The sequence below is a fragment of the Pseudomonas sp. Tun-23181 genome (assembly GCF_057415455.1).
This window is the reverse complement of the sequence record NZ_CM171630.1, coordinates 3,827,511-3,847,014: the sequence shown is the minus strand read 5'-3', so window position 1 is coordinate 3,847,014 and position 19,504 is coordinate 3,827,511. Positions and strand designations below refer to the sequence as shown.

The 19,504-nt window shown below is 65.8% G+C and carries 20 protein-coding genes and 1 other RNA gene; 10 read left to right on the top strand and 11 right to left on the bottom strand.

The genetic code is table 11. The features are described 5' to 3' along the window. Positions 1–25 precede the first annotated feature (25 nt). The 4 genes from gcvH to ACDI39_RS18275 all read right to left on the bottom strand — a co-directional run bounded on the left by gcvH (position 26) and on the right by ACDI39_RS18275 (position 4,472). Positions 26–409, bottom strand: a complete 384-nt coding sequence (gcvH, locus tag ACDI39_RS18290) for a glycine cleavage system protein GcvH (protein ID WP_225787647.1) — start codon at positions 407–409, stop codon at positions 26–28. Positions 410–456: 47 nt separating this feature from the next. Continuing rightward, on the bottom strand, positions 457–1,539 hold the full coding sequence (gene gcvT / locus ACDI39_RS18285) for a glycine cleavage system aminomethyltransferase GcvT (protein WP_225787648.1): 1,083 nt from the start codon (positions 1,537–1,539) through the stop codon (positions 457–459). Positions 1,540–1,663: 124 nt separating this feature from the next. Beyond that, a complete protein-coding gene (locus ACDI39_RS18280; protein ID WP_225787649.1) occupies positions 1,664–3,286 on the bottom strand; it encodes an ABC transporter permease in 1,623 nt (540 codons plus the stop codon). A 184-nt stretch (positions 3,287–3,470) separates the two neighbouring features. Beyond that, positions 3,471–4,472, bottom strand: coding sequence for an extracellular solute-binding protein (locus tag ACDI39_RS18275; protein WP_225787650.1), 1,002 nt, complete (start codon positions 4,470–4,472; stop codon positions 3,471–3,473). Between the two features lie 273 nt (positions 4,473–4,745). Between ACDI39_RS18275 and ACDI39_RS18270 the strand changes: the two genes are divergently transcribed. Next, on the top strand, positions 4,746–6,152 hold the full coding sequence (locus tag ACDI39_RS18270; RefSeq protein ID WP_486536974.1) for a PAAR domain-containing protein: 1,407 nt from the start codon (positions 4,746–4,748) through the stop codon (positions 6,150–6,152). Continuing rightward, positions 6,145–6,543: a hypothetical protein gene (locus ACDI39_RS18265; protein ID WP_225787651.1), complete on the top strand. Its 399-nt coding sequence runs from the start codon at positions 6,145–6,147 to the stop codon at positions 6,541–6,543. The genes ACDI39_RS18270 and ACDI39_RS18265 overlap by 8 nt, the downstream gene beginning before the upstream one ends. Positions 6,544–6,986: 443 nt before the next feature. Here the strand turns inward: ACDI39_RS18265 and ACDI39_RS18260 are convergent, their stop codons facing one another. From ACDI39_RS18260 to ACDI39_RS18240, 5 genes are read right to left on the bottom strand one after another with little or no spacing between them, the layout of a single operon-like run. Next, the gene (locus tag ACDI39_RS18260) at positions 6,987–8,204 is read right to left on the bottom strand and encodes a 2-octaprenyl-3-methyl-6-methoxy-1,4-benzoquinol hydroxylase (protein WP_225787652.1); all 1,218 of its coding nucleotides are present in this window, start codon (positions 8,202–8,204) and stop codon (positions 6,987–6,989) included. Positions 8,205–8,213: 9 nt separating this feature from the next. Next, complete coding sequence (locus ACDI39_RS18255) at positions 8,214–8,696, bottom strand: DUF4442 domain-containing protein (RefSeq protein ID WP_225787653.1); 483 nt, start codon at positions 8,694–8,696, stop codon at positions 8,214–8,216. Continuing rightward, positions 8,693–9,892 (bottom strand): 2-octaprenyl-6-methoxyphenyl hydroxylase, encoded by a 1,200-nt coding sequence (ubiH, locus tag ACDI39_RS18250; protein WP_225787654.1) that lies wholly within the window; start codon positions 9,890–9,892, stop codon positions 8,693–8,695. Before ubiH ends, ACDI39_RS18255 begins: the two co-directional genes overlap by 4 nt. Continuing rightward, positions 9,889–11,223, bottom strand: a complete 1,335-nt coding sequence (gene pepP, locus ACDI39_RS18245) for a Xaa-Pro aminopeptidase (protein WP_225787655.1) — start codon at positions 11,221–11,223, stop codon at positions 9,889–9,891. The genes ubiH and pepP overlap by 4 nt, the downstream gene beginning before the upstream one ends. 21 nt (positions 11,224–11,244) lie before the next feature. After that, a complete protein-coding gene (locus tag ACDI39_RS18240; RefSeq protein ID WP_253081680.1) occupies positions 11,245–11,799 on the bottom strand; it encodes a YecA/YgfB family protein in 555 nt (184 codons plus the stop codon). Between the two features lie 181 nt (positions 11,800–11,980). Here ACDI39_RS18240 and ACDI39_RS18235 point away from each other — a divergent pair, with 181 nt between their 5' ends. From ACDI39_RS18235 to ACDI39_RS18220, 4 genes are all read left to right on the top strand, one after another. Next, on the top strand, positions 11,981–12,163 hold the full coding sequence (locus ACDI39_RS18235) for a TIGR02449 family protein (protein ID WP_041166806.1): 183 nt from the start codon (positions 11,981–11,983) through the stop codon (positions 12,161–12,163). Beyond that, entirely contained in the window at positions 12,160–12,477 is a 318-nt protein-coding gene (locus ACDI39_RS18230) for a cell division protein ZapA (protein ID WP_225787657.1), read from the top strand. Before ACDI39_RS18235 ends, ACDI39_RS18230 begins: the two co-directional genes overlap by 4 nt. Before the next feature lie 17 nt (positions 12,478–12,494). Beyond that, positions 12,495–12,674, top strand: a non-coding RNA gene (gene ssrS / locus ACDI39_RS18225) — 6S RNA. Positions 12,675–12,754: 80 nt separating this feature from the next. Beyond that, positions 12,755–13,363, top strand: a complete 609-nt coding sequence (locus ACDI39_RS18220) for a 5-formyltetrahydrofolate cyclo-ligase (protein ID WP_225787658.1) — start codon at positions 12,755–12,757, stop codon at positions 13,361–13,363. A gap of 19 nt (positions 13,364–13,382) precedes the next feature. Here ACDI39_RS18220 and ACDI39_RS18215 read toward each other — a convergent pair whose 3' ends face one another. Beyond that, on the bottom strand, positions 13,383–13,532 hold the full coding sequence (locus ACDI39_RS18215) for a hypothetical protein (RefSeq protein WP_225787659.1): 150 nt from the start codon (positions 13,530–13,532) through the stop codon (positions 13,383–13,385). Between the two features lie 180 nt (positions 13,533–13,712). Between ACDI39_RS18215 and ACDI39_RS18210 the strand changes: the two genes are divergently transcribed. The 4 genes from ACDI39_RS18210 (at position 13,713) to ACDI39_RS18195 (ending at position 19,049) form a co-directional block, all read left to right on the top strand. Further along, positions 13,713–14,162, top strand: coding sequence for an EVE domain-containing protein (locus ACDI39_RS18210; protein ID WP_225787660.1), 450 nt, complete (start codon positions 13,713–13,715; stop codon positions 14,160–14,162). Between the two features lie 96 nt (positions 14,163–14,258). After that, complete coding sequence (locus tag ACDI39_RS18205) at positions 14,259–15,218, top strand: HlyD family secretion protein (RefSeq protein ID WP_225787661.1); 960 nt, start codon at positions 14,259–14,261, stop codon at positions 15,216–15,218. Continuing rightward, positions 15,215–17,935 (top strand): ribosome-associated ATPase/putative transporter RbbA, encoded by a 2,721-nt coding sequence (gene rbbA, locus ACDI39_RS18200; RefSeq protein WP_486536973.1) that lies wholly within the window; start codon positions 15,215–15,217, stop codon positions 17,933–17,935. The genes ACDI39_RS18205 and rbbA overlap by 4 nt, the downstream gene beginning before the upstream one ends. Before the next feature lies 1 nt (position 17,936). Continuing rightward, positions 17,937–19,049: an ABC transporter permease gene (locus ACDI39_RS18195; protein WP_225787663.1), complete on the top strand. Its 1,113-nt coding sequence runs from the start codon at positions 17,937–17,939 to the stop codon at positions 19,047–19,049. Here ACDI39_RS18195 and ACDI39_RS18190 read toward each other — a convergent pair whose 3' ends face one another. Beyond that, positions 19,050–19,454, bottom strand: a complete 405-nt coding sequence (locus tag ACDI39_RS18190) for a flagellar basal body-associated protein FliL (RefSeq protein ID WP_225787664.1) — start codon at positions 19,452–19,454, stop codon at positions 19,050–19,052. It abuts the gene before it with no gap. Between the last annotated feature and the right edge of the window lie 50 nt (positions 19,455–19,504).

Below are 19,504 nucleotides of genomic sequence, written 5' to 3'. Positions count from 1 at the left end.
GGGATCGCCAATACCGTGGGAAAACTTACTCGCCTATGGCGGCTTTATAACCGGCGGCGTCCAGCAGGCTGTCAAGTTCAGCAGGATTGCTTGGCTTGAGCTTGAAGATCCAGGCACCGTAAGGGTCGTTGTTCAGCTCTTCGGGGCTGTCCGCCAGCGCTTCGTTCACGGCGATGACTTCGCCCCCCACCGGCGCGTAGATGTCCGACGCGGCCTTGACCGATTCGACGACGCCCGCGGCGTCGCCTGCGGCGAACACCTTGCCCACTTCCGCCAGCTCGACGAAGACCACGTCACCCAGGGCTTCCTGGGCATGGTCGCTGATACCTACGGTCACGCTGCCATCGCTTTCCAGGCGCGCCCACTCGTGGCTTTCGGCAAAACGCAGTTCGGCGGGGATATTGCTCATGTCTTGTATTCCTCGATTGGCTCAGCGGTCGGCCCGCCGGTAATTGTTCAGATCAGGATCTTGCCGTGGCGCACGAAGGTCGGCTTGACCACCCGCACCGGGTACCACTTGCCGCGGATCTCCACCTCGGCGCGATCGCCGGTGGCCATGGGCACGCGCGCCAGGGCGATGGACTTGCTCAGCGTAGGCGAGAAACTACCACTGGTGATCTCCCCTTCGCCAATCCCGGCCACCCGCACCACCTGGTGGGCACGCAGCACGCCGCGCTCCTCGAGCACCAGGCCAACCAGTTTCTCCTGCACGCCGTGCTCGATTTCCGCCAGCAGCCCGGTACGGCCGATGAAGTCGCGCCCGGCCGGCTCCCAGGCGACGCTCCAGCCCAGGTTGGACGTCAGCGGAGTATGGTTTTCGTCGATGTCCTGGCCGTAGAGGTTCATGCCGGCTTCCAGGCGCAGGGTGTCGCGGGCGCCCAGGCCGCTCGGCGCGATGCCGGCGCCGACCAGGTCGTTGAAGAAGGCCGGCGCCTGCTGGCCGGGGAAGATGATTTCCAGGCCGTCCTCGCCGGTGTAGCCGGTGCGGGCGATGAACCAGTCGCCCTCGGCGACGCCCTCGAACGGGCGCAGCTCGCGGATCAGCGCGGCGCGCGCGGCACTGAGCAGGTCGGCGACCTTTTCCCGCGCATGGGGGCCTTGGATAGCCAGGATGGCCAGCTCCGGCCGCTCCACGAACCCGACCGCGAAGCCGGCGCTCTGCGCCTGCAGCCAGGCCAGGACCTTGTCGCGGGTGGCGGCGTTGGCCACCAGCCGGTAGCCGCTTTCGGTACGGTAGGCGATCAGGTCGTCGATGACGCCACCCTGCGCGTTGAGCAGCGGGCTGTACAATGCCTTGCCGGGGCCGTCCAGGCGCGCTACGTCGTTGGCCAGCAGGTGCTGCAGCCAAGGGGTGGCGGCAACGCCATCGACGTCGATCACCGTCATGTGGGAGACATCGAAGACGCCGCAGTCGCTGCGCACCTGGTGGTGCTCCTCGACCTGCGAACCATAGTGCAGGGGCATGTCCCAACCGCCAAAATCGACCATCTTGGCGCCAAGCGCCAGGTGCAGGTCATACAGAGGCGTACGCTGTCCCATGGGTTTCTCCTTCCGGGCGTGGCGAAGCAGCGGTGGGGGGCGACGTCTGTCCGTCATCCGATCTTGTAAGGCCCGCTGCAGCGAATGCCGCGCATTGTAGCTGCAAGGGCGAAGCCTGGCACCCTCAGCGAGGGTGCCCCGGGCGCCGGGCCGAGCGGCGGATCAAGCCGATGACCGGCAACAGGCCGACCAGCACCAGGGTCAGCGCTGGCAACGAAGCCCGTGCCCACTCGCCTTCGCTGGTCATCTCGAAGACCCGGACTGCCAGCGTGTCCCAACCGAACGGACGCATCAGCAAGGTCGCCGGCATTTCCTTGAGCACGTCGACGAACACCAGCAAGGCGGCGCTCAGCGCACCGGGCACCAGCAGCGGTAGATACACCTTGAAAAACAATCTCGCCCCGCCGACGCCAAGGCTGCGCGATGCCTCCGGCAGCGAGGGACGGATACGCTCGAGGCTGCTTTCCAGTGGGCCGTAGGCCACGGCGATGAAACGCACCAGGTAGGCCAGCAGCAACGCCGAGAGGCCTCCCAGCAGCAGTGGCTTGCCGGCACCACCGAGCCACTTGGAGAGGGGCACCACCAGTTGGTTGTCGAGGTAACTGAAGGCCAACATGATCGACACCGCCAGTACCGAGCCGGGCAAGGCATAGCCCAGGTTGGCCAGGCCGACACCGGCCCGCACGCCACCGGTCGGCGCCTGGCGCCGGGCGAAAGCCAGCAGCAGGGCCACGCAGACGGTGATCAGCGCCGCCATGGCGCCCAGGTACAGGGTGTGCAGGACCAGCCCGACGTAACGCTCGTCGAAGTCGTGCCGGCCGCGCTGCCAGAACCACGCCAGCAGTTGCAGCAGCGGGATGACGAAGGCGCAGGCGAATACCAGCAGGCACCAGCCACTGGCCGCCAACGCCTTGAAGCCACGCAGGTGATAGAGCGCCTGGCCCCGGGGCCGCTCGTTGCCGATTCGGGTCGCACCACGGGCACGGCGCTCGCCATACAGCACCAGCATCACGGCCAGTAGCAGCAGGCTGGCCAGCTGGGCAGCGCTGGACAGGCTGAAGAAGCCGTACCAGGTCTTGTAGATGGCCGTGGTGAAGGTATCGAAGTTGAACACGGCCACGGCGCCGAAATCCGCCAGGGTCTCCATCAGCGCCAGGGCGATGCCGGCTCCGATGGCCGGACGCGCCATCGGCAAGGCCACCCGCCAGAACGCCTGCAGCGGCGACAGGCCCAGGACCCGCGCCGCTTCCATCAGGCCCTTGCCCTGGGCCAGGAAGGCGGTCCGCGCCAGCAGGTAGACATAGGGATAGAACACCAGCACCAGGACGATGATCACGCCACCGGTGGAGCGTACCCGCGGTAGCCGCATGGGCCCGAATACCTCGCGCAGCGCCGTCTGCACGGGGCCGGCGAAGTCGAGCAGGCCGACGAAAACGAACGCCAGCACATAGGCCGGGATGGCGAAGGGCAGCATGAGTGCCCAGTCCAGCCAGCGCCGTCCAGGGAACTCGCAGAGGCTGGTGAGCCAGGCCAGGCTCACGCCCAGCAAGGTCACGCCGATGCCCACGCCAAGCACCAGGGTGAGGGTGTTGTTCAGCAGCCGGGTCATCTGGGTGTCGAGCAGGTGCGACCAGATCTGCGTGTCGATCGATTGCCACGAGAGCACAAGGACGCTCAGGGGCAGGAGTACCAGGGCGGCGATGAGGAAGACCGGAAGGTACCAACGGCGTTGGGGGGCGTGGGACAAAGCTGAAATCTCGGTGACGTGGCGACCGCATCGCGGCGGTTCGGCGCCCCGGCAAGCCCGCGCCCAATAGGGGCCGAGTCGATCACACAATGTGATGTACCCGGCCATGTGGGAGCGGGCTTGTCGGGGCGCCGAACCGCCGCGAATCAGGGCCTGAATGGCCCCAAAGGATAAGGCCTGCCGCTTAGTTCCAGCCAGCCCGATCCATCAGGCGAATCGCCTCGGCCTGGCGCTTGCCAGCCACTTCGACCGGAATGCTGTCGGCCTTGAAGCTGCCCCAGGCGGCGACTTCATCGGAAGGCTTGACCTTCGGATTGGCCGGGAACTCCTGGTTGACGTCAGCGAACAGCTTCTGCGCGCGCTCGCCGGTCATCCACTCGACCAGTTTCTTCGCGGCCTCCGGATGCGGTGCGTGCTTGGTCAGGCCGATGCCCGACAGGTTCACGTGCACGCCACGGTCAGCCTGGTTGGGCCAGAACAGCTTGACCGGCAGGCTGGGTTTCTCCTTGTGCAGGCGGCCGTAGTAGTAGGTGTTGACGATGCCCACGTCGCACTGGCCGGCCTCGATGGCCTGGAGCACGGCGGTGTCGTCGGAGAACACGTCGGTGGAGAGGTTGTTGACCCAGCCCTTGATGATCTCTTCGGTCTTGGCCTCGCCGTGGTTCTCGATCAGGGTGGCGGTCAGCGACTGGTTGTAGACCTTCTTCGCGGTACGCAGGCACAGGCGGCCTTCCCACTGCTTGTCGGCCAGGGCCTCGTAGGTGCTCAGCTCCTCGGGCTTGACCCGCTCGGTGGAGTAGACGATGGTCCGCGCACGCAGGCTCAGGCCCGTCCAGTCATGGGACGAGGCACGGTATTGGGAGGGGATGTTCTGGTCGATGACGTCCGACTTGATCGGCTGCAGGATACCCATCTGCTCGGCCTGCCAGAGGTTGCCGGCATCCACGGTGAGCAGCAGGTCGGCGACGCCGTTCGCGCCCTCGGCCTTGATGCGCTGCATCAACGGGGCTTCCTTGTCGGTGATGAACTTGATCTTCACGCCGGTTTCGGCGGTGTAGGCGTCGAACACCGGCTTGATCAGCTCGTCGATGCGCGAGGAGTACACCACCACTTCGTCCGCCGCCTGAGCGGTGCCGCCGAACAGGGTCAGGGCCAGGGCGGCCAGTAGGGGCTTGCGGGGCAACATGGAAGGCACTCCTCGATGGGTTTAGAGGTACGAATGGTAGTGAATCCCATTTTTCCTCTCACCCGCATAGAGGTTACTGAATGTTGCAGCCCACCCATGACAGGCGAAACGAGATCGGAGAGGCGTCGAGGCCAGCTCTTTTTACTCAGTGCGACAGCATGACGGAAATTTCTGCATTGCTTGTAGGAAGCGTCTATTGCGCCGCATGCAGGGAAAAAGCCCCAGCCTGAGCTGCTAGGTTCCTTGGCTTGACCAAGCACAAGGAGCTGGCACATGCGTGTGAGTCTGGATGGCAAAGGGCAGGCGGTCGATGGCGACCTCACCACCACGGGCGCAACCTGTATCGGTACGGGCGCGGGTTATTTCTCCGGCGGACGCATGGTCCTTCGAGAGGGCGACGCCACGACACCCTGTCCGTTGTGTGGCGAGGTTGGCCGAATAGTCGAGGGGTACCCCTTCTTCATTTCCGATGGCCGACCCGTGGTGATGGACGGGGCATTGGTGGCCTGCGGGTGCCCTAGCGGGAGCAACCGTGTGGTGGCGCCGCTCTTCAGCCCGCCGCCGTCTCCGCAGGCCTCGCAGCAGGCCACGGCGCGAGCCAGTACGCCCCCTGCCCAAGCCTGGAACCCTGCGCTCGACGGCGCTTCGCGGCATTACGCCAGCGCGCTGCCCGGCACCCTCGAGCCCGGTTTCTACATCGTGCCACGCAGCATGTCCTTTTCCCAGGTGCTGCTTGAGCTGGCCGAGCATGACAACACCTTGCCGATCTCTCGGCTGCAAATGCTCAACCCCACGTTCGAGGAGGGGTTCAAGGCGGGAGAGATCTTCGTCATCGGCGACCCGGACAAGGGTGATGCCTGCACCCGTGAGGAAGCCCAGTTGATGGACGCCGCAGAGCGGGCGCGGGAAAAGCTGGCAATACTGGAGCTCGATGAAGCTGATTTCATGATGCGGCATCAGCCTGAAATCGCCGGTTTGCTCAACGGTGCCAGTCAGTCCATGGGCGTAGGCAAGGACATGCTGTCGCATGGACTGGCTCAGGTCAGGGAGACGCTAGTGAGCATCGAACGGCTGCACCAGCAGCAATTCGCCCAGCATGGTCACCTTCGCAGCAACGAGTTCTTCGCGGCTCGACAGCGCTTGCTAAAGCAGTTGGATGGCCAGTTGAAGGCGGCTTTTCTCAATAAGCAATTGAAACTGGGAAGTTACGAGAGGCTTCGGCGGGAGTTGGGCATTTCTACCAAGAGCCTGGTCCATCACTGGTCGAAGGCGGGCGGGCCGGGGCAGATACCGGGTTATGCGACACATCTGGACGAAGTTTCCAGAGCCGCGAAGTACCTCAAGTACGGCGGCAATATAGCCATTGGATTGGGCGGCACCGCTTCATATTTGAAAGTGCAAGACGTCTGTCGTGCAGGGGAAACGGAAGAGTGTAAGCGGATTCGACTGACCGAGGCAGGTAACTTCACTGGAGGACTCGGGGGTGGGGCACTCGGCGCTGAGCTTGGCGTACTGGCCACTGCCGGCCTATGTGGCGTGTTCTCAGTTGCAACTAGCGGCTTCGGAGCTCCGGTATGCGGCATCGTACTGGTCGGCGGTGGTTCATTGGCCGGAGGACTGATTGGGAATGAGCTTGGCGAGTTGGCCGGTGAATGGATCTATGAGTTCAGTCATGATTGACTTTAACGGCTGGCCGCTCCCGGTGCAGCTTGTTTTCCTTATAGGCCCCCTCGCCACAGGTTTGCTTGGTGTCGCTATCAAACTCCAAGTCGCATGCACTCATGAGTTTCACATCATGCTTGGAGTCATTAAGAGTAGTCCATGGCTTGAACAGCAAAAACGATCTTGGGGTACATCCAGTGTCAGGTCCCGCTGGATGCTCGTTTGTTGTGTTTGCGGTCTGCTCTTGTTCGCAGGCCTTCATATACGAAAAGGGCTGTTGGATGCTGATGAGCTGCGCCACTTTCCCGCAAAGCTAAAGAGAAAATTGTTGATCTCTTCGTGGCTAACCGTGGCTGGATCAGCTTGGATGGTGACCAGCTTTATATTGGTGAAGCTGAGCAAGGCATGACGCTCAAGCTTATGGATACGGAGTCCTATCTCCGTCCCGTGTTTCCATATCACGCTTGAGGATGTTCATTCGCTGAGGACTTGGACGTTTTCCCTCAGCCCTTGAAACTTCGCGCTCACGCAGGGCGCCTGCTGATGTATACAGGCCTAGCCTTGTGCGCGCTCTTCTATGTTGTGTTCCACTTCACGGCTCCCGCCTCTTGAACGGCATCCCAAAGCCCCTGTCATACACCCATGCTCCAGAATGGATCTGTTCGCGGACAAGAGCCGCCATTTGGGGCCGCTTCGCCGGCAAGCCAGTCCCACATGGTCGTGCAGCCGGCATCATTCGTGATCGACTCGGACCCTGTGGGGGCCGGCTTGCCGGCGATGGGCTGCAAAGCAGCCCCAAGACGACATAGCACCGCTTGACTGACGGCCATTGGGACGTGCCCGAGAATGGCCTCAGGCTTTCGCCAGCTCCGGCAAGTCGCCCGACAACCCCAGCGCCTGGCGCACGAACAGCGCCTTGGCCTCTGGCATCTGCTCGACCAGCTTCAGCCCGCTGTTACGCAACCAGCGCAATGGCAGTGGGTTGGCCTGGAACAGCCGTTCGAACCCTTCCATCGCCGCCATCAGCGCCAAGTTGTGTGGCATGCGGCGGCGCTCGAAACGGCTCAGCACCTTCACATCGGCCAGGCGTTCACCACGCTCGCAGGCGTGCTCCAGTTCTTCGGCCAGCACCGCGGCATCGAGAAACCCCAGGTTGACGCCCTGCCCGGCCAGCGGATGGATGGTATGGGCCGCATCGCCGATCAGCGCCAGGCCCTCGTCGACATAGCGCTTGGCGTGCCGCTGGCGCAATGGCACGCACAGTCGAGGGTCAGCCTGCAGGACCTGGCCCAGGCGGCCTTCGAAGGCCCGTTCCAGGGCCTGGCAGAAGGCCTGGTCATCCAGTGCCATGAGCTGCTCGGCCTGCTCCGGAGTGGTCGACCAGACGATCGAGCACCACGCCTGCCCGCCATCACGGGCCAGCGGCAGGAACGCCAGCGGCCCCTCGTCGGTGAAGCGCTGCCAGGCCGTGGCCCGGTGCGCCTCACTGCAGCGCACGCTGGTGACGATGGCGTGGTGCAGGTAATCCCATTCGCGTGTCTGGCAGCCGGCCAGGCGGCGCACCGCGGAGTTGGCGCCATCGGCAGCCACCACCAGCGTCGAGCGCAGGCGCCGGCCGTCGGCCAGGGTCAGCAGCCACTCGTCGCCGGAGCGGCGCATCTGTTCCAGGCGGGCGTTGGGCAACAGGCCGACGTCGCTGTCGTGCAGGCGCTCCAACAGACCATCCTGCACCACCCGATTCTCGACGATATGGCCCAGCACCGGAGCATGCACGCTACCCGCCGAGAAATGGATCTGGCCGGTGCCACTGCCGTCCCACACCCGCATGTCCGTATAGGGCGAAGCGCGTCGCCCGGCAATGCCTTCCCAGGCGCCCAGACGCTCGAGGATGCGCTGGCTGGCCGCCGACAGGGCGCTGACCCGCGGTTCGAACGGCGCCTCGGCGTCGAAGGGCCTGACCGACAGCGGGCTGCCGTCGAGCAGGAGAATCTCCAGGCCGCTATGGCGCAACGCCAGGGCCAGGGCGCTGCCGACCATACCGGCACCGACAATCAACAGATCTGCGCGCATTTCCATGCCTTAGGCGTGCCTCGCTTGCGGCTTGAGCCGCACGTAAAGGGTTTTATCGACCCGCGCCACCAGCTCGCCAGTGCCGTCGCGGATATCGACCTGCAAACGGGGCAGGTATTTCTTGCCGCTGGCGGTCTGCTGGCGGATCTCCTCCAGCAACGCATCGTCGACGTGGAACTCGGCGAACACCGGGCCCTTGCCCGGCGTGATGAAATCGATGCTGGCGGCCTTGTCCCAGACGATGTATTCGCGCCCCAGGCGCTCGATCAGCAGCAGCATGTAGAACGGATCGACCATCGAGTACAGGCTGCCGCCGAACTGGGTACCGACGTAGTTGCGGTTCCAACGGGTCAGGTTCATGCGCACCTTGATGCTGCGCATGTCCGGGCTGATGTGCTGCACACGGATGCCGGCACCCAGGTAGGGCGGGTAGAGGTTGAGCAGCCACCGCAGCATGCGAGCCTTGCGGGCGAGCCTGTGCGAATCGCTCATGCCCTGCCCCGCAGGTCTGGACGGGTGCCCAGGCCCATGGCCTGACGGGCGAACCAGCTTTTCGCCGGCGGCAGCAGGTCGAGGCCGAGCAGGCCGATGTTGCGCCCGGCCGCCAGCAACGGTTGGCTGCTGCCGAACAGGCGAGTGACCTGGTCGGAGAAGCCGATGGTCAGGGCCTGGTCCAGGCGCTGGCGCTGGTGATAGGCCTGCAGGGTGGCCAGGTCACCTGGCAGCGCAGGGCCATCCAGCAGGGCATCGGCCAGGGACTGCACGTCGCGCAGGGACAGGTTGAAGCCCTGCCCGGCGATCGGGTGCAGGCTGTGGGCGGCGTTGCCCAACACCACCAGGTGAGGGCGCACCTGCTCTTCGGCCTCGACCAGCGCCAACGGGTACAGGTGGCGCACGCCGACCTGGCGCAGGGCGCCCAGGCGGTAACCGAAGGCGTCCTGCAGCTCACGCAGGAAGCTACGTTCATCGGTCTCCACCAGACGCTGGGCGTCCATCCCCTGGCGTGTCCAGACCAGCGCGCAACGGTTTTCCGGCAGCGGCAGCAGGGCCATCGGGCCCTGCTCGGTGAAGCGCTCGAACGCCTGGCCACCATGGGCCTCGCCAGGGGTGATGTTGGCGATCAACGCACTCTGGTCGTAGGGGATGCGGCGCACATGGATACCCAGTTGCTCGCGCAGGCCGGAGCGACCACCGTCGGCCAACACTGCAAGGTCGCACTCCAGGTGAGTGTCGTCGTCCAGTTGCAGGCGGTAGCCGCCGGCGATGGCCTGCATGGCCTTGACCTCGGCGGGGCAGCGCCAGCTGACCACCTCGGTGTCCAGGGCCTGCCACAGGCACTGGCCGAGCCAGGCGTTCTCCACCACGTAGCCAAGCGCCGGCACGCCTTCTTCGCGGGCATCCAGTCGGGTAGCGCCGAAGCGGCCACGGTCGGACACCTGGATCTGGCTGATCGGCTCGGCACGCTGGCTGATGACCGGCCACAGGCCGAGCTGCTGGTAGATCTGCTGGGTGCCGAACGACAGCGCCGAAGAGCGCGCGTCGTAGCTGGGTTGGAAACTGTGGCCGGGGGCGAAGGGTTCGATCAGCAGGAGTTTCCAGCCCCGAGCCTTGGCCCCGGCCTGCAGGGCCAGGGCCAGGCTGGCACCGACCAGGCCACCGCCGATGATCGCCAGGTTGACCCGGCTCATGCCACGTCCCTGCGTGCGTCAGCCATCAGCGCCTCGATCTCGGCGACGGTCTTGGGGACGCCCGTGGTCAGAATTTCACAGCCTTGCCTGGTCACTACCACGTCGTCCTCGATCCTTACGCCGATGCCGCGCCATTTCTTCGCGACGTTCTGGTTGTCGGGGGCAATGTAGATGCCCGGCTCGACGGTCAGCGCCATGCCCGGCTCGAGCACTCGCCACTGGCCGCCGACTTTGTAGTCGCCCACGTCATGCACATCCATGCCCAGCCAGTGCCCGGCGCGGTGCATGTAGAAGGCGCGGTAGGCCTCGCTGTCGATCAGCGCCTGCACCTCGCCCTTGAGCAACCCCAGCGCCACAAGGCCCTCGGTGATGACCCGCACGGTCGCCTCGTGGGCGTGGTTCCAGTGCTTGCCTGGCGCGATCTCGGCGAACGCGGCCTCCTGGGCCTTGAGCACCAGCTCATAGATGGCCTTCTGCTCCGGCGAGAAGCGCCCACTGACCGGGAAGGTGCGGGTGATGTCGCTGGCGTAGCAGTCGATCTCGCAGCCGGCATCGATCAGTACCAGGTCGCCGTCCTTGAGCGGGGCGTCGTTCTGCTGGTAATGCAGGATGCAGGCGTTACGCCCGGCGGCGACGATCGAACCATAGGCCGGCATCTTCGCCCCGCCCTTGCGGAACACGTAGTCCAGCTCGGCTTCCAGGCTGTATTCGTGCAGCCCCGCGCGGCAGGCCTGCATGGCCCGCACATGGGCCTGCGCGGAAATCGCCGCAGCGGTGCGCATCACCTTCACTTCCGCTGCCGATTTATACAGGCGCATGTCGTGCAGCAGATGATCCAGGGCAACGTATTCGTTCGGCGGCTGGGCACCGAGGCGCGCCTTGGAGCGGATCACATTGATCCACTCCATGAGCCGGCGGTCGAACTCGGGGTTGCTGCCCATGGCCGTATAGACCCGGTCGCGTCCCTCGATCAGGCCCGGCAGGATCTCGTCGATATCGGTGATCGGGAAGGCATCGTCGGCGCCGTAGTCGCGCACCGCGCCCTCCTGGCCGGCCCGCAGGCCGTCCCACAGCTCGCGCTCGGGGTTGCGCTCGCGGCAGAACAGCACGTACTCGCCGTGTTCACGGCCCGGGATCAGGGCGATCACCGCCTCGGGCTCGGGAAAACCGCTGAGGTACTGGAAATCGCTGTCCTGGCGGTACACGTGCTCGACGTCGCGGTTGCGGATGGCGACTGCAGCGGCCGGCAGGATGGCGATGCTGTTGGGGACCATCTGCGCCATCAGCGCCTTGCGCCGACGGGCATACTCGGCCTTCGGGATGTGGCTCATGGGCAGGACTACCCCCAGGTGTCAGTGCAGCGATGGCTTGGGCGCGGGTGCGGCCGGCTTGGCCAGCTCCGTATACAGCAGCAAGGGCGCCACGCGCAGGTACTCCATGACTTCCATGTAATCGCTCTCGCCGTCCTCGGACTCCTCGAGGGCATCCTGGACCTGGGAGATGGCCACCAGGTCCTGCAGCACTTCCTTGGCCTCGCCGGAGAGTTCCTTGCCGCCGGCATTCAGGCCGAAGCCGGTGATGAAGCCCTGGCACCACTGGCCCAGGGCCGCGGCGCGCTCGGCCAGCGGTGCCTCGTCGCCGGGCAGCAGCAGGACCAGGGTGATGTCCTCGCCGGTCAGCTCGGCCTTGACCATTTCCTGCAGGCCGATCAGGGCGTTGCGCACGGCGTCCTCGGCATCGTTCTCCAGCAGGCCGGCGGCGTCGGCCAGCCAGGCGTCGGCATCGAACCCTGCGCCGGCACAGCTGCGGCCGATCAGCAGGCCGTGCAGCTCGGCCGGGGAAACAGGATGGCCATTGCTGGCGAGCAGCGTGGCGAAGGCGGTGTAGGGCGATTGGGTATTGGGCATGGGCAGCTAGGCGCCAGACGGCGCAATGACTAGAATGAAGACCTTGTATCCTAGCACCGGCAGGCGCGCCAAGACCATCGGCACTGGCCGCCGCGGCCCAGGGAGAGGCATGATCGCCTGGTGAGTCCACGATGGAGCGAATCGAGTGCAACCCACGCAAGAGAACGACCTGCAAGCGCTGATGAGCCGATTCGAGTTGCTGATCGAGCGTGTCGAGCAACTAAAACGGCAAAATGCACTCCTACTAGCTCAGGAAAAATCCTGGCGCGAGGAGCGCGCCCACCTCATCGAAAAGAACGAGATCGCGAAGCGCAAGGTCGAATCGATGATCCTGCGCCTCAAGGCCCTGGAGCAAGACTCATGAGTTCAAGCAATAGCGTCACCGTCCAGATCCTCGACAAGGAATATTCGATCATCTGCCCGCCCGAGGAACGCAACAACCTGGTCAGCGCCGCGCGCTACCTGGACGGCAAGATGCGCGAGATCCGCAGCAGCGGCAAGGTGATCGGTGCCGACCGCATCGCGGTCATGGCGGCGCTGAACATCACCCACGAACTGCTGCACCGCCAGGAGCGCCCGGACGTGGCCGGCAACGGCACCACCCGCGAGCAGGTACGCGACCTGCTGGAGCGGGTCGACCAGGCACTGTCCGACGACGCGGATACCAAAATCGGCTGAGATTGGTATACTGGCGCCACTCCCTGGGGGATGCGCCAGTCGGTTATGTCCCTGAGCCGATACGCACAACCACGGGGGTTGCACGCTGGGGCAGGTGTGCATGTCCGCTCGACGGAAAGCCTTAACGCCCCCTGCAATCTCCACCTTGAACTTTCGGGTTCAAGGGCTACACCGACAGCGGTTCCATCGGGGAGCCTGAATTCCGCCTTGCCCGCCTTCCCGGCGGGCAATTCGTCTGGCCGCAGCGGCGGCCGGCACCTCTGGGAACGCCTGTGCCATGACCGACACCGCGCCGCTCACCCGCCCTCAACTCCGTCGCCTGCTCCGTAATGCCCGCCGCGCTCTCACCCCGGCCCAACAGCGCCAGGCCTCCCTTGGCCTGTACCGCCAACTGGCCCAGCATCCACTGTTCCGCCGTGCCCGGCACATCGCCCTGTACCTACCCAACGACGGCGAGATCGACCCGCGCCTGTTGCTGCGCGAGGCCCAGCGGCGCGGCAAGCGTACCTACCTTCCGGTGCTGCACGCCTGGCCGCGCACGCGCATGGTGTTCCAGCGTTTCGAGCGTGGAGAAAAACTGCGCCCCAACCGCTTCCGCATCCCCGAGCCGCTGACCGATCGCAAGCGCCAACGACCGATCTGGTCACTGGACCTGATCCTGCTACCCTTGGTGGGCTTCGACGAAGTAGGCGGCCGGCTGGGCATGGGCGGTGGCTTCTACGACCGCAGCCTGGCCTATCAGGCGCGGCGCAAGGCGTGGAAGAAACCGTTGCTGCTGGGGCTGGCCCATGAATGCCAGAAGGTCGAGCGGCTGGCCCAGGCCAGTTGGGATGTGCCGCTCAAGGGAACGGTCTCGGACCGTGGCTGGTACCTGGCGCCGAACTGAGCGGCGCCAGCGAAGGGGGTCAGCGTTGCTGCTGGGCGGGATCGACCGGCATCTGGTAGGCAGCGTCCATCTTGCGCTCCCAGAAACTCTGCGCATAACCGGTGGTGACGACACCCAGGCCGAAGATGAAGACCAGGATCCAGAGCAAATCCGGTTTGCGTTGGTTCATCGATGAATGCCCCCCTAAGGCAAACTGTTCAGGCTCGGCAACCTTCTTGGTGTTGCCGGAGCGTCTAGCTTTAAAATCGGCGCATTTTCCGACAACGTGCGACGACACGCAAACGTTGACGCCAACCGACCGTCGGTTTAGTGGGCCAGGTTATTTCAAATTTTGTCAGGAGCAGCATCCATGGCCTATTGGCTGATGAAATCCGAGCCCGACGAGCTCTCCATCGACGCCTTGGCACGCCTCGGGCAGGCACGCTGGGACGGGGTGCGCAACTACCAGGCGCGCAATTTCCTGCGGGCCATGAGCATAGGCGACGAGTTCTTCTTCTACCACTCCAGTTGCCCGCAACCGGGTATCGCCGGCATCGCCCGGATCATCGCCGCGGCCTACCCCGACCCCACCGCGCTCGACCCGCAGAGCCCCTACTTCGATGCCAAGGCCAGTGCCGACAAGAACCCCTGGAGCGCAGTGGACGTGGCCCACGTGAAGACATTCGGCCAGGTTCTGGGCCTGGGCCTGCTCAAGCAACAGGCCGCCCTGGCCGAACTGCCGCTGGTACAAAAAGGCAGCCGCCTGTCGGTGATGCCGGTCACCCCACAGCAGTGGGCGGCCATCCTCGCGCTGGGCTGAACCTGCGACTATCGTCAGTGGCTTGACCAACATCAAGGCGCACGGCGCGGCCCTGCGTCACTATCGGGTGTGCAATACAGCAGGGACGCAGCCTCGATGAGCCGATACGCACCGAAACTCTTTGCCACTGCCCTGCTCGCCCTGTTGCTGGCGGCGGGCGGCCTGGGTTACTGGAAATCCCTGCACGATCGCCTGCCCGAAGGCGTGAGCATGGGCAACGGCCGCCTCGAGGCCACCGAAGTGCAGATCGCCAGCAAGGTCCCGGGGCGCCTGGCCGAAGTGCTGGTCGATGAAGGCGACAGGGTGACCCGCGGCCAACTGCTGGCACGCATCGATACCCGCACGCTGGAGGCCCAGCGCAGCCAGGCCGAGGCCGAAGTGCTGCGGGCGCGGGAGAACCATGCCGCCGCCGTGGCCAACGTGCAGTTGCGCCAGAGCGAGCGGTTGCTGGCCAGCCAGGAGCTCAAGCGGGTCCGTGAGATCTACCAGCGCAAGTTCGCCAGCCAGCAACTACTCGACCAGCAGCAGGCCCGCTACGACACCGCCAACGCCGCAGTCGTCGCCGCCCGCGCCCAGCTGGCGGCGATCAAGGCCGCCATCGGTGCCGCCGAGGCCCAGGTGGCACAGCTCACCAGCGAAATCGACGACAGCAGCCTGCGCGCGCCCATCGACGGCATCATCCAGTTGCGCCTGGCCGAGCCCGGCGAAGTGCTGGGCGCCGGCGGCCGCGTGCTGATGCTGATCGACCCGAGCGACCAGTACATGAACCTCTACCTGCCCGCCTCCACCACCGGTCGCCTGACCGTCGGCGACCCGGCGCGAATCGTGCTCGATGCTCTGCCGGGGCAAGCCTTGCCGGCGAAGGTAGCGTTCGTCGCGGCCAAGGCGCAGTTCACCCCCAAGCAGGTGGAAACCCGTGACGAGCGCCAAAAGCTGGTGTTTCGGGTCAAGCTGCGCCTGACCGAGCCCAGCGCCGTGCCCCAGGCCAAGCCAGGCATGCCGGGCGCCGGCTACGTGCGCACGGCCGACGTGAACTGGCCGGCCGACCTGCAATGAGTGCTCCGGCGCTGGTGGCCGAGGGCATCAGCCACCGCTACGGCGACCTGGTCGCCTTGCAAACCCTGGGTTTCAGCCTACCGGCCGGCACCCGCTGTGGCCTGATCGGCCCAGACGGTGCCGGCAAGTCCACGCTGCTAGGGCTGATCGCCGGGGTCAAGCGCCTGCAGCAGGGCGAGTTGCAGGTGCTGGGCGGCCCGATCCGCCGACGTCGCCACCGCAACCAGCTCTATCCACGGGTCGCCTTCATGCCCCAGGGCCTGGGCAACAACCTGTACCCGGAGCTGTCGATCCGCGAGAACATCCGCTTTTTCGCCACCCTCTTCGGCCTGGGCCGCGCCCAGCGCGAACAACGCATGGCCAACCTGCTGCGCGCCACCGACCTGGAGCGCTTCGCCGATCGCCCGGCGGGCAAGTTGTCCGGCGGCATGAAGCAGAAGCTCGGCCTGTGCTGCGCGCTGATCCACGAGCCCGACCTGCTGATCCTCGACGAACCGACCACCGGCGTCGACCCGCTGTCCCGCCGGCGCTTCTGGGAGCTGGTCGAGCAGGTCCGCGCGCAGCGCCCGCAGCTGACCCTGATGGTGGCCACGGCCTATATGGAGGAAGCCGAGCAGTTCGAACATTGCCTGATGCTCGACGGCGGTCGCCTGCTGGCCGCCGGCCCCAGCCGCGAACTGGCCGCGGTGACCGCCAGCGGCAAGCTGGACGATGCCTTCACCTATTTCCAGGACGGCAAAGGCGAGACGGCCGAGCCCTTGAGCATTCCGCCCCGCCAGGCGGACGATGGGCCGGTCGCCATCGAAGCCCACGGCCTGACCCTGCGCTTCGGCGACTTCACCGCCGTGGACAAGGTCAGCTTCGCTATCGGCCGTGGCGAGATCTTCGGCTTCCTCGGCTCCAACGGCTGCGGCAAGACCACCACCATGAAGGTGCTCACCGGCCTGATGCCGGCCAGCGAAGGCAGCGCCAACCTGCTCGGCCGGCCGGTGGACGCCCGCGACCTGGCCACCCGCAAGCGGGTCGGCTTCATGTCCCAGGCCTTTTCCCTGTATGGCGAGCTGAGCGCCCGACAAAACCTCGAGCTGCACGCCCGCCTGTTCGACCTGCCCAAGGCCGACAGCACCCCGCGCATCGCCGAACTGCTACAGCGCTTCGGCCTGCAGGCCATCGCCGACCAGCCCTCCGGCGCCCTGCCCCTGGGCCTGCGCCAGCGCCTGTCGCTGGCGGTGGCGGTGCTGCACCGGCCCGAGGTGCTGATCCTCGACGAACCGACCTCCGGCGTCGATCCGGCCGCCCGCGATGACTTCTGGCGGTTGCTGGTCGAGCTGTCGCGAGAGCAGGACGTGACTATCTTCCTGTCCACCCACTTCATGAACGAAGCCCTGCGCTGCGACCGTATCTCGCTGATGCACGCCGGCCGGGTCCTGGCCTGCGACACGCCTGCCACCTTGCAGGCGCAGTTCGCCGGCGCGACGCTGGAGGACGCCTTCGTCCGCTGCCTGGAGCAGGCCCAGGAACAAGGCCAGCAGGCATCGACCAATGCCACCCTGGAGCAGGCCGAGGACGCCACACGCCCGTTGCGCCAGGGCTTCAGCCTGCGCCGGCTGCTGGCGGTGGCCAGCCGCGAGGGCAAGGAACTGCTGCGCGACAAGGTCCGCCTGGCCTTCGCCTTGCTGGGTGCGCTGTTCATGATGGTGATCTTCGGCTACGGCATTTCCCTGGATGTGGAAAACCTTGCCTTCGCCGTCTATGACCAGGACCAGAGCCCGCAGAGCCGCGCCTACCTGGAAGCGTTTCGCGGCTCGCGCTACTTCGCCGAGCAGGCGCCGATCCGCGATGCCACCCAATTGCACCAACGCCTGCAGCGCTCGGAGATCAAGCTCGCCCTGGAGATCCCACCCGGCTTCGGCCGCGACCTGCATGCCGGCCGCCAGCCGGTGGTGGCAGCCTGGCTCGACGGTGGCATGCCGTTTCGCGCCGAGACCAGCCGCAACTACGTGGAGGCGGTGCACCAGGCCAACCTCGAGCAACTCGCTGCGCTGAGCTCACAACCGCAGCCTCGGCAGGCGCCGGTCAGGCTGGAGACACGCTTTCGCTACAACCAGGACGTGGTCAGCGTGAACGCCATCGGCCCTGGCGTCATGGCGCTGATCCTGGCGTTCATCCCGGCCATGCTCACGGCCCTGGGCATCGTCCGGGAAAAGGAACTGGGCTCGATCACCAACTTCTACGCCACGCCCCTGACTCGCCTGGAGTTCCTGCTCGGCAAGCAGGCCCCCTACCTGGCGGTGAGCCTGGTCAACCTGGCGCTGCTGGTGGCGATGAACCGCTGGCTGTTCAGCGTACCGCTCAAGGGCAGCCTGCCGGCCCTGGCCTGCGGCGGTTTCCTGTACCTGCTGGCGACCACCAGCCTGGGTCTGCTGATCTCGGCCTTCACCCGCACGCAGATCGCAGCGATCCTCGGCACCATGATCATCACCAGCCTGCCGACCATCCAGTTCTCCGGGCTGATCGTGCCGCGCTCGTCGCTCGATGGCGCCGCGGCGCTGATGGGCCAGTTGTTCCCGGCCGGCTACTTCCTCGACATTGCCGTCGGCACCTTCACCAAGGCCCTCGGCCTGCGCGAGCTATGGCCACAGTGCCTGGCCCTGCTGGGCTTCTTCGTCGCCTTCAGCGGCCTGAGCCTGGCCATGCTGAAGAAGCAGGAAGCCTGACATGCACCGCCTGCACCATACCCTGCGCCTGGGCCTGAAGGAGCTGACCAGCCTGCGCCACGACAGCGTGCTGCTGCTGTTTCTGCTGTACGCCTTCAGCGTGGCGATCTACATGCCGGCGGCCGGCTCGGTGATCGGCGTGCACAACGCCAGCGTGGCGGTGGTCGACGAGGATCGCAGCCAGGTCTCGCGCAAACTGGCCGAATCGCTGCAACCGCCCGAGTTCCAGCCCGCCGTGCCACTGGCCCTGGACCGCCTCGACCAGGCCATGGACAGCGGCCAGTACACCTTCGTGATCAACGTGCCGGTGAACTTCCAGGGCGATCTGCTGGCCGGGCGCTCGCCCGAGCTGCAGATCAACGTCGATGCCACGGCCATGAGCCAGGCGTTCATGGGGGCGGGCTACATCGGCCGGATCTTCGAGCGCGAACTGCTCGACTACGCCGGCGGCACCGCCGCAGCCAGCCCGGCGACGATCAGCCCGCGGGCGCTGTTCAATCCCAACCTGGAAGGTGGCTGGTTCCTGGCGGTGATCCAGATCGTCAACAACATCACCATCCTGGCCATCATCCTCACCGGCACCGCACTGCTGCGCGAGCGCGAACATGGCACCCTGGACCACCTGCTGGTGCTGCCGCTGACAGCGCTGGAAATCATGCTGGCGAAGATCGGCAGCAACGCCCTGGTGGTCGTGCTGTGCACCTGGGTATCGCTCGAGGTGGTAGTCAAGGGGGCGCTGGGCGTGCCGCTGGCCGGGTCCATGGGCCTGTTCCTGGGCGTGACCGCCCTGTACCTGTTCGCCAGCACGGCACTGGGCATTTTCCTCGCCACCCTGGCGCGCTCGACCCCGCAGTTCGGCCTGCTGGCGATCCCGGTGATCATCCCGATGCTGCTGCTCTCCGGCGGCAGCACACCGCTGGATAGCATGCCGCAGTGGCTACAGTGGGTCATGCAGGGCTCGCCCTCGACCCACTTCGTCAGCCTCGGCGCGGCAATCCTGTTCCGCGATGCCGGGTTTGCGGTGGTGTGGCCGGATGTCCTGGCCCTGGCTGTGATCGGCCTGGTGTTCTTCAGCGTGGCCCTGGCGCGCTTTCGCCGCAGCCTGACCTCCTGATCACTGCACGATCAGGTTGTTGAACAGCAGGTCCTCGACGATCGGCTTGCCCTCCTCGGCCTCCATGACCTGCTGGACCTGCCTGAGCGCTTCCTGGCGCAGCTGCTCCTTGGCCTCGACGCTGTTCATGTTGTCCACGCCCTGCTGGGTGAACAACGCCACCAGTTGGTTGCGGATCAGCGGCTCGTGGTGCTTGACCGCCGCCGCTGCGGCATCGCCGGACACGCGCAGGGCCACATCGGCCTTGTACACACGCAGCCTGGGGCTGCCGTCGAGGGCGTAGTTGCCGACGAAGGGCGGGCTCAGGCTGATATAGGAAACCTTGGGCTGCCCATCCTTGGCGTCCTCGGCCAGGGCCGCAGCTGGCAGCAGCAAGGCCAGCACCATCAAGATCCACGCTTTCACGAATTCGCTCCTCAATACAGTTGGCGCCAGCTTACCCAGCACATCGTCCA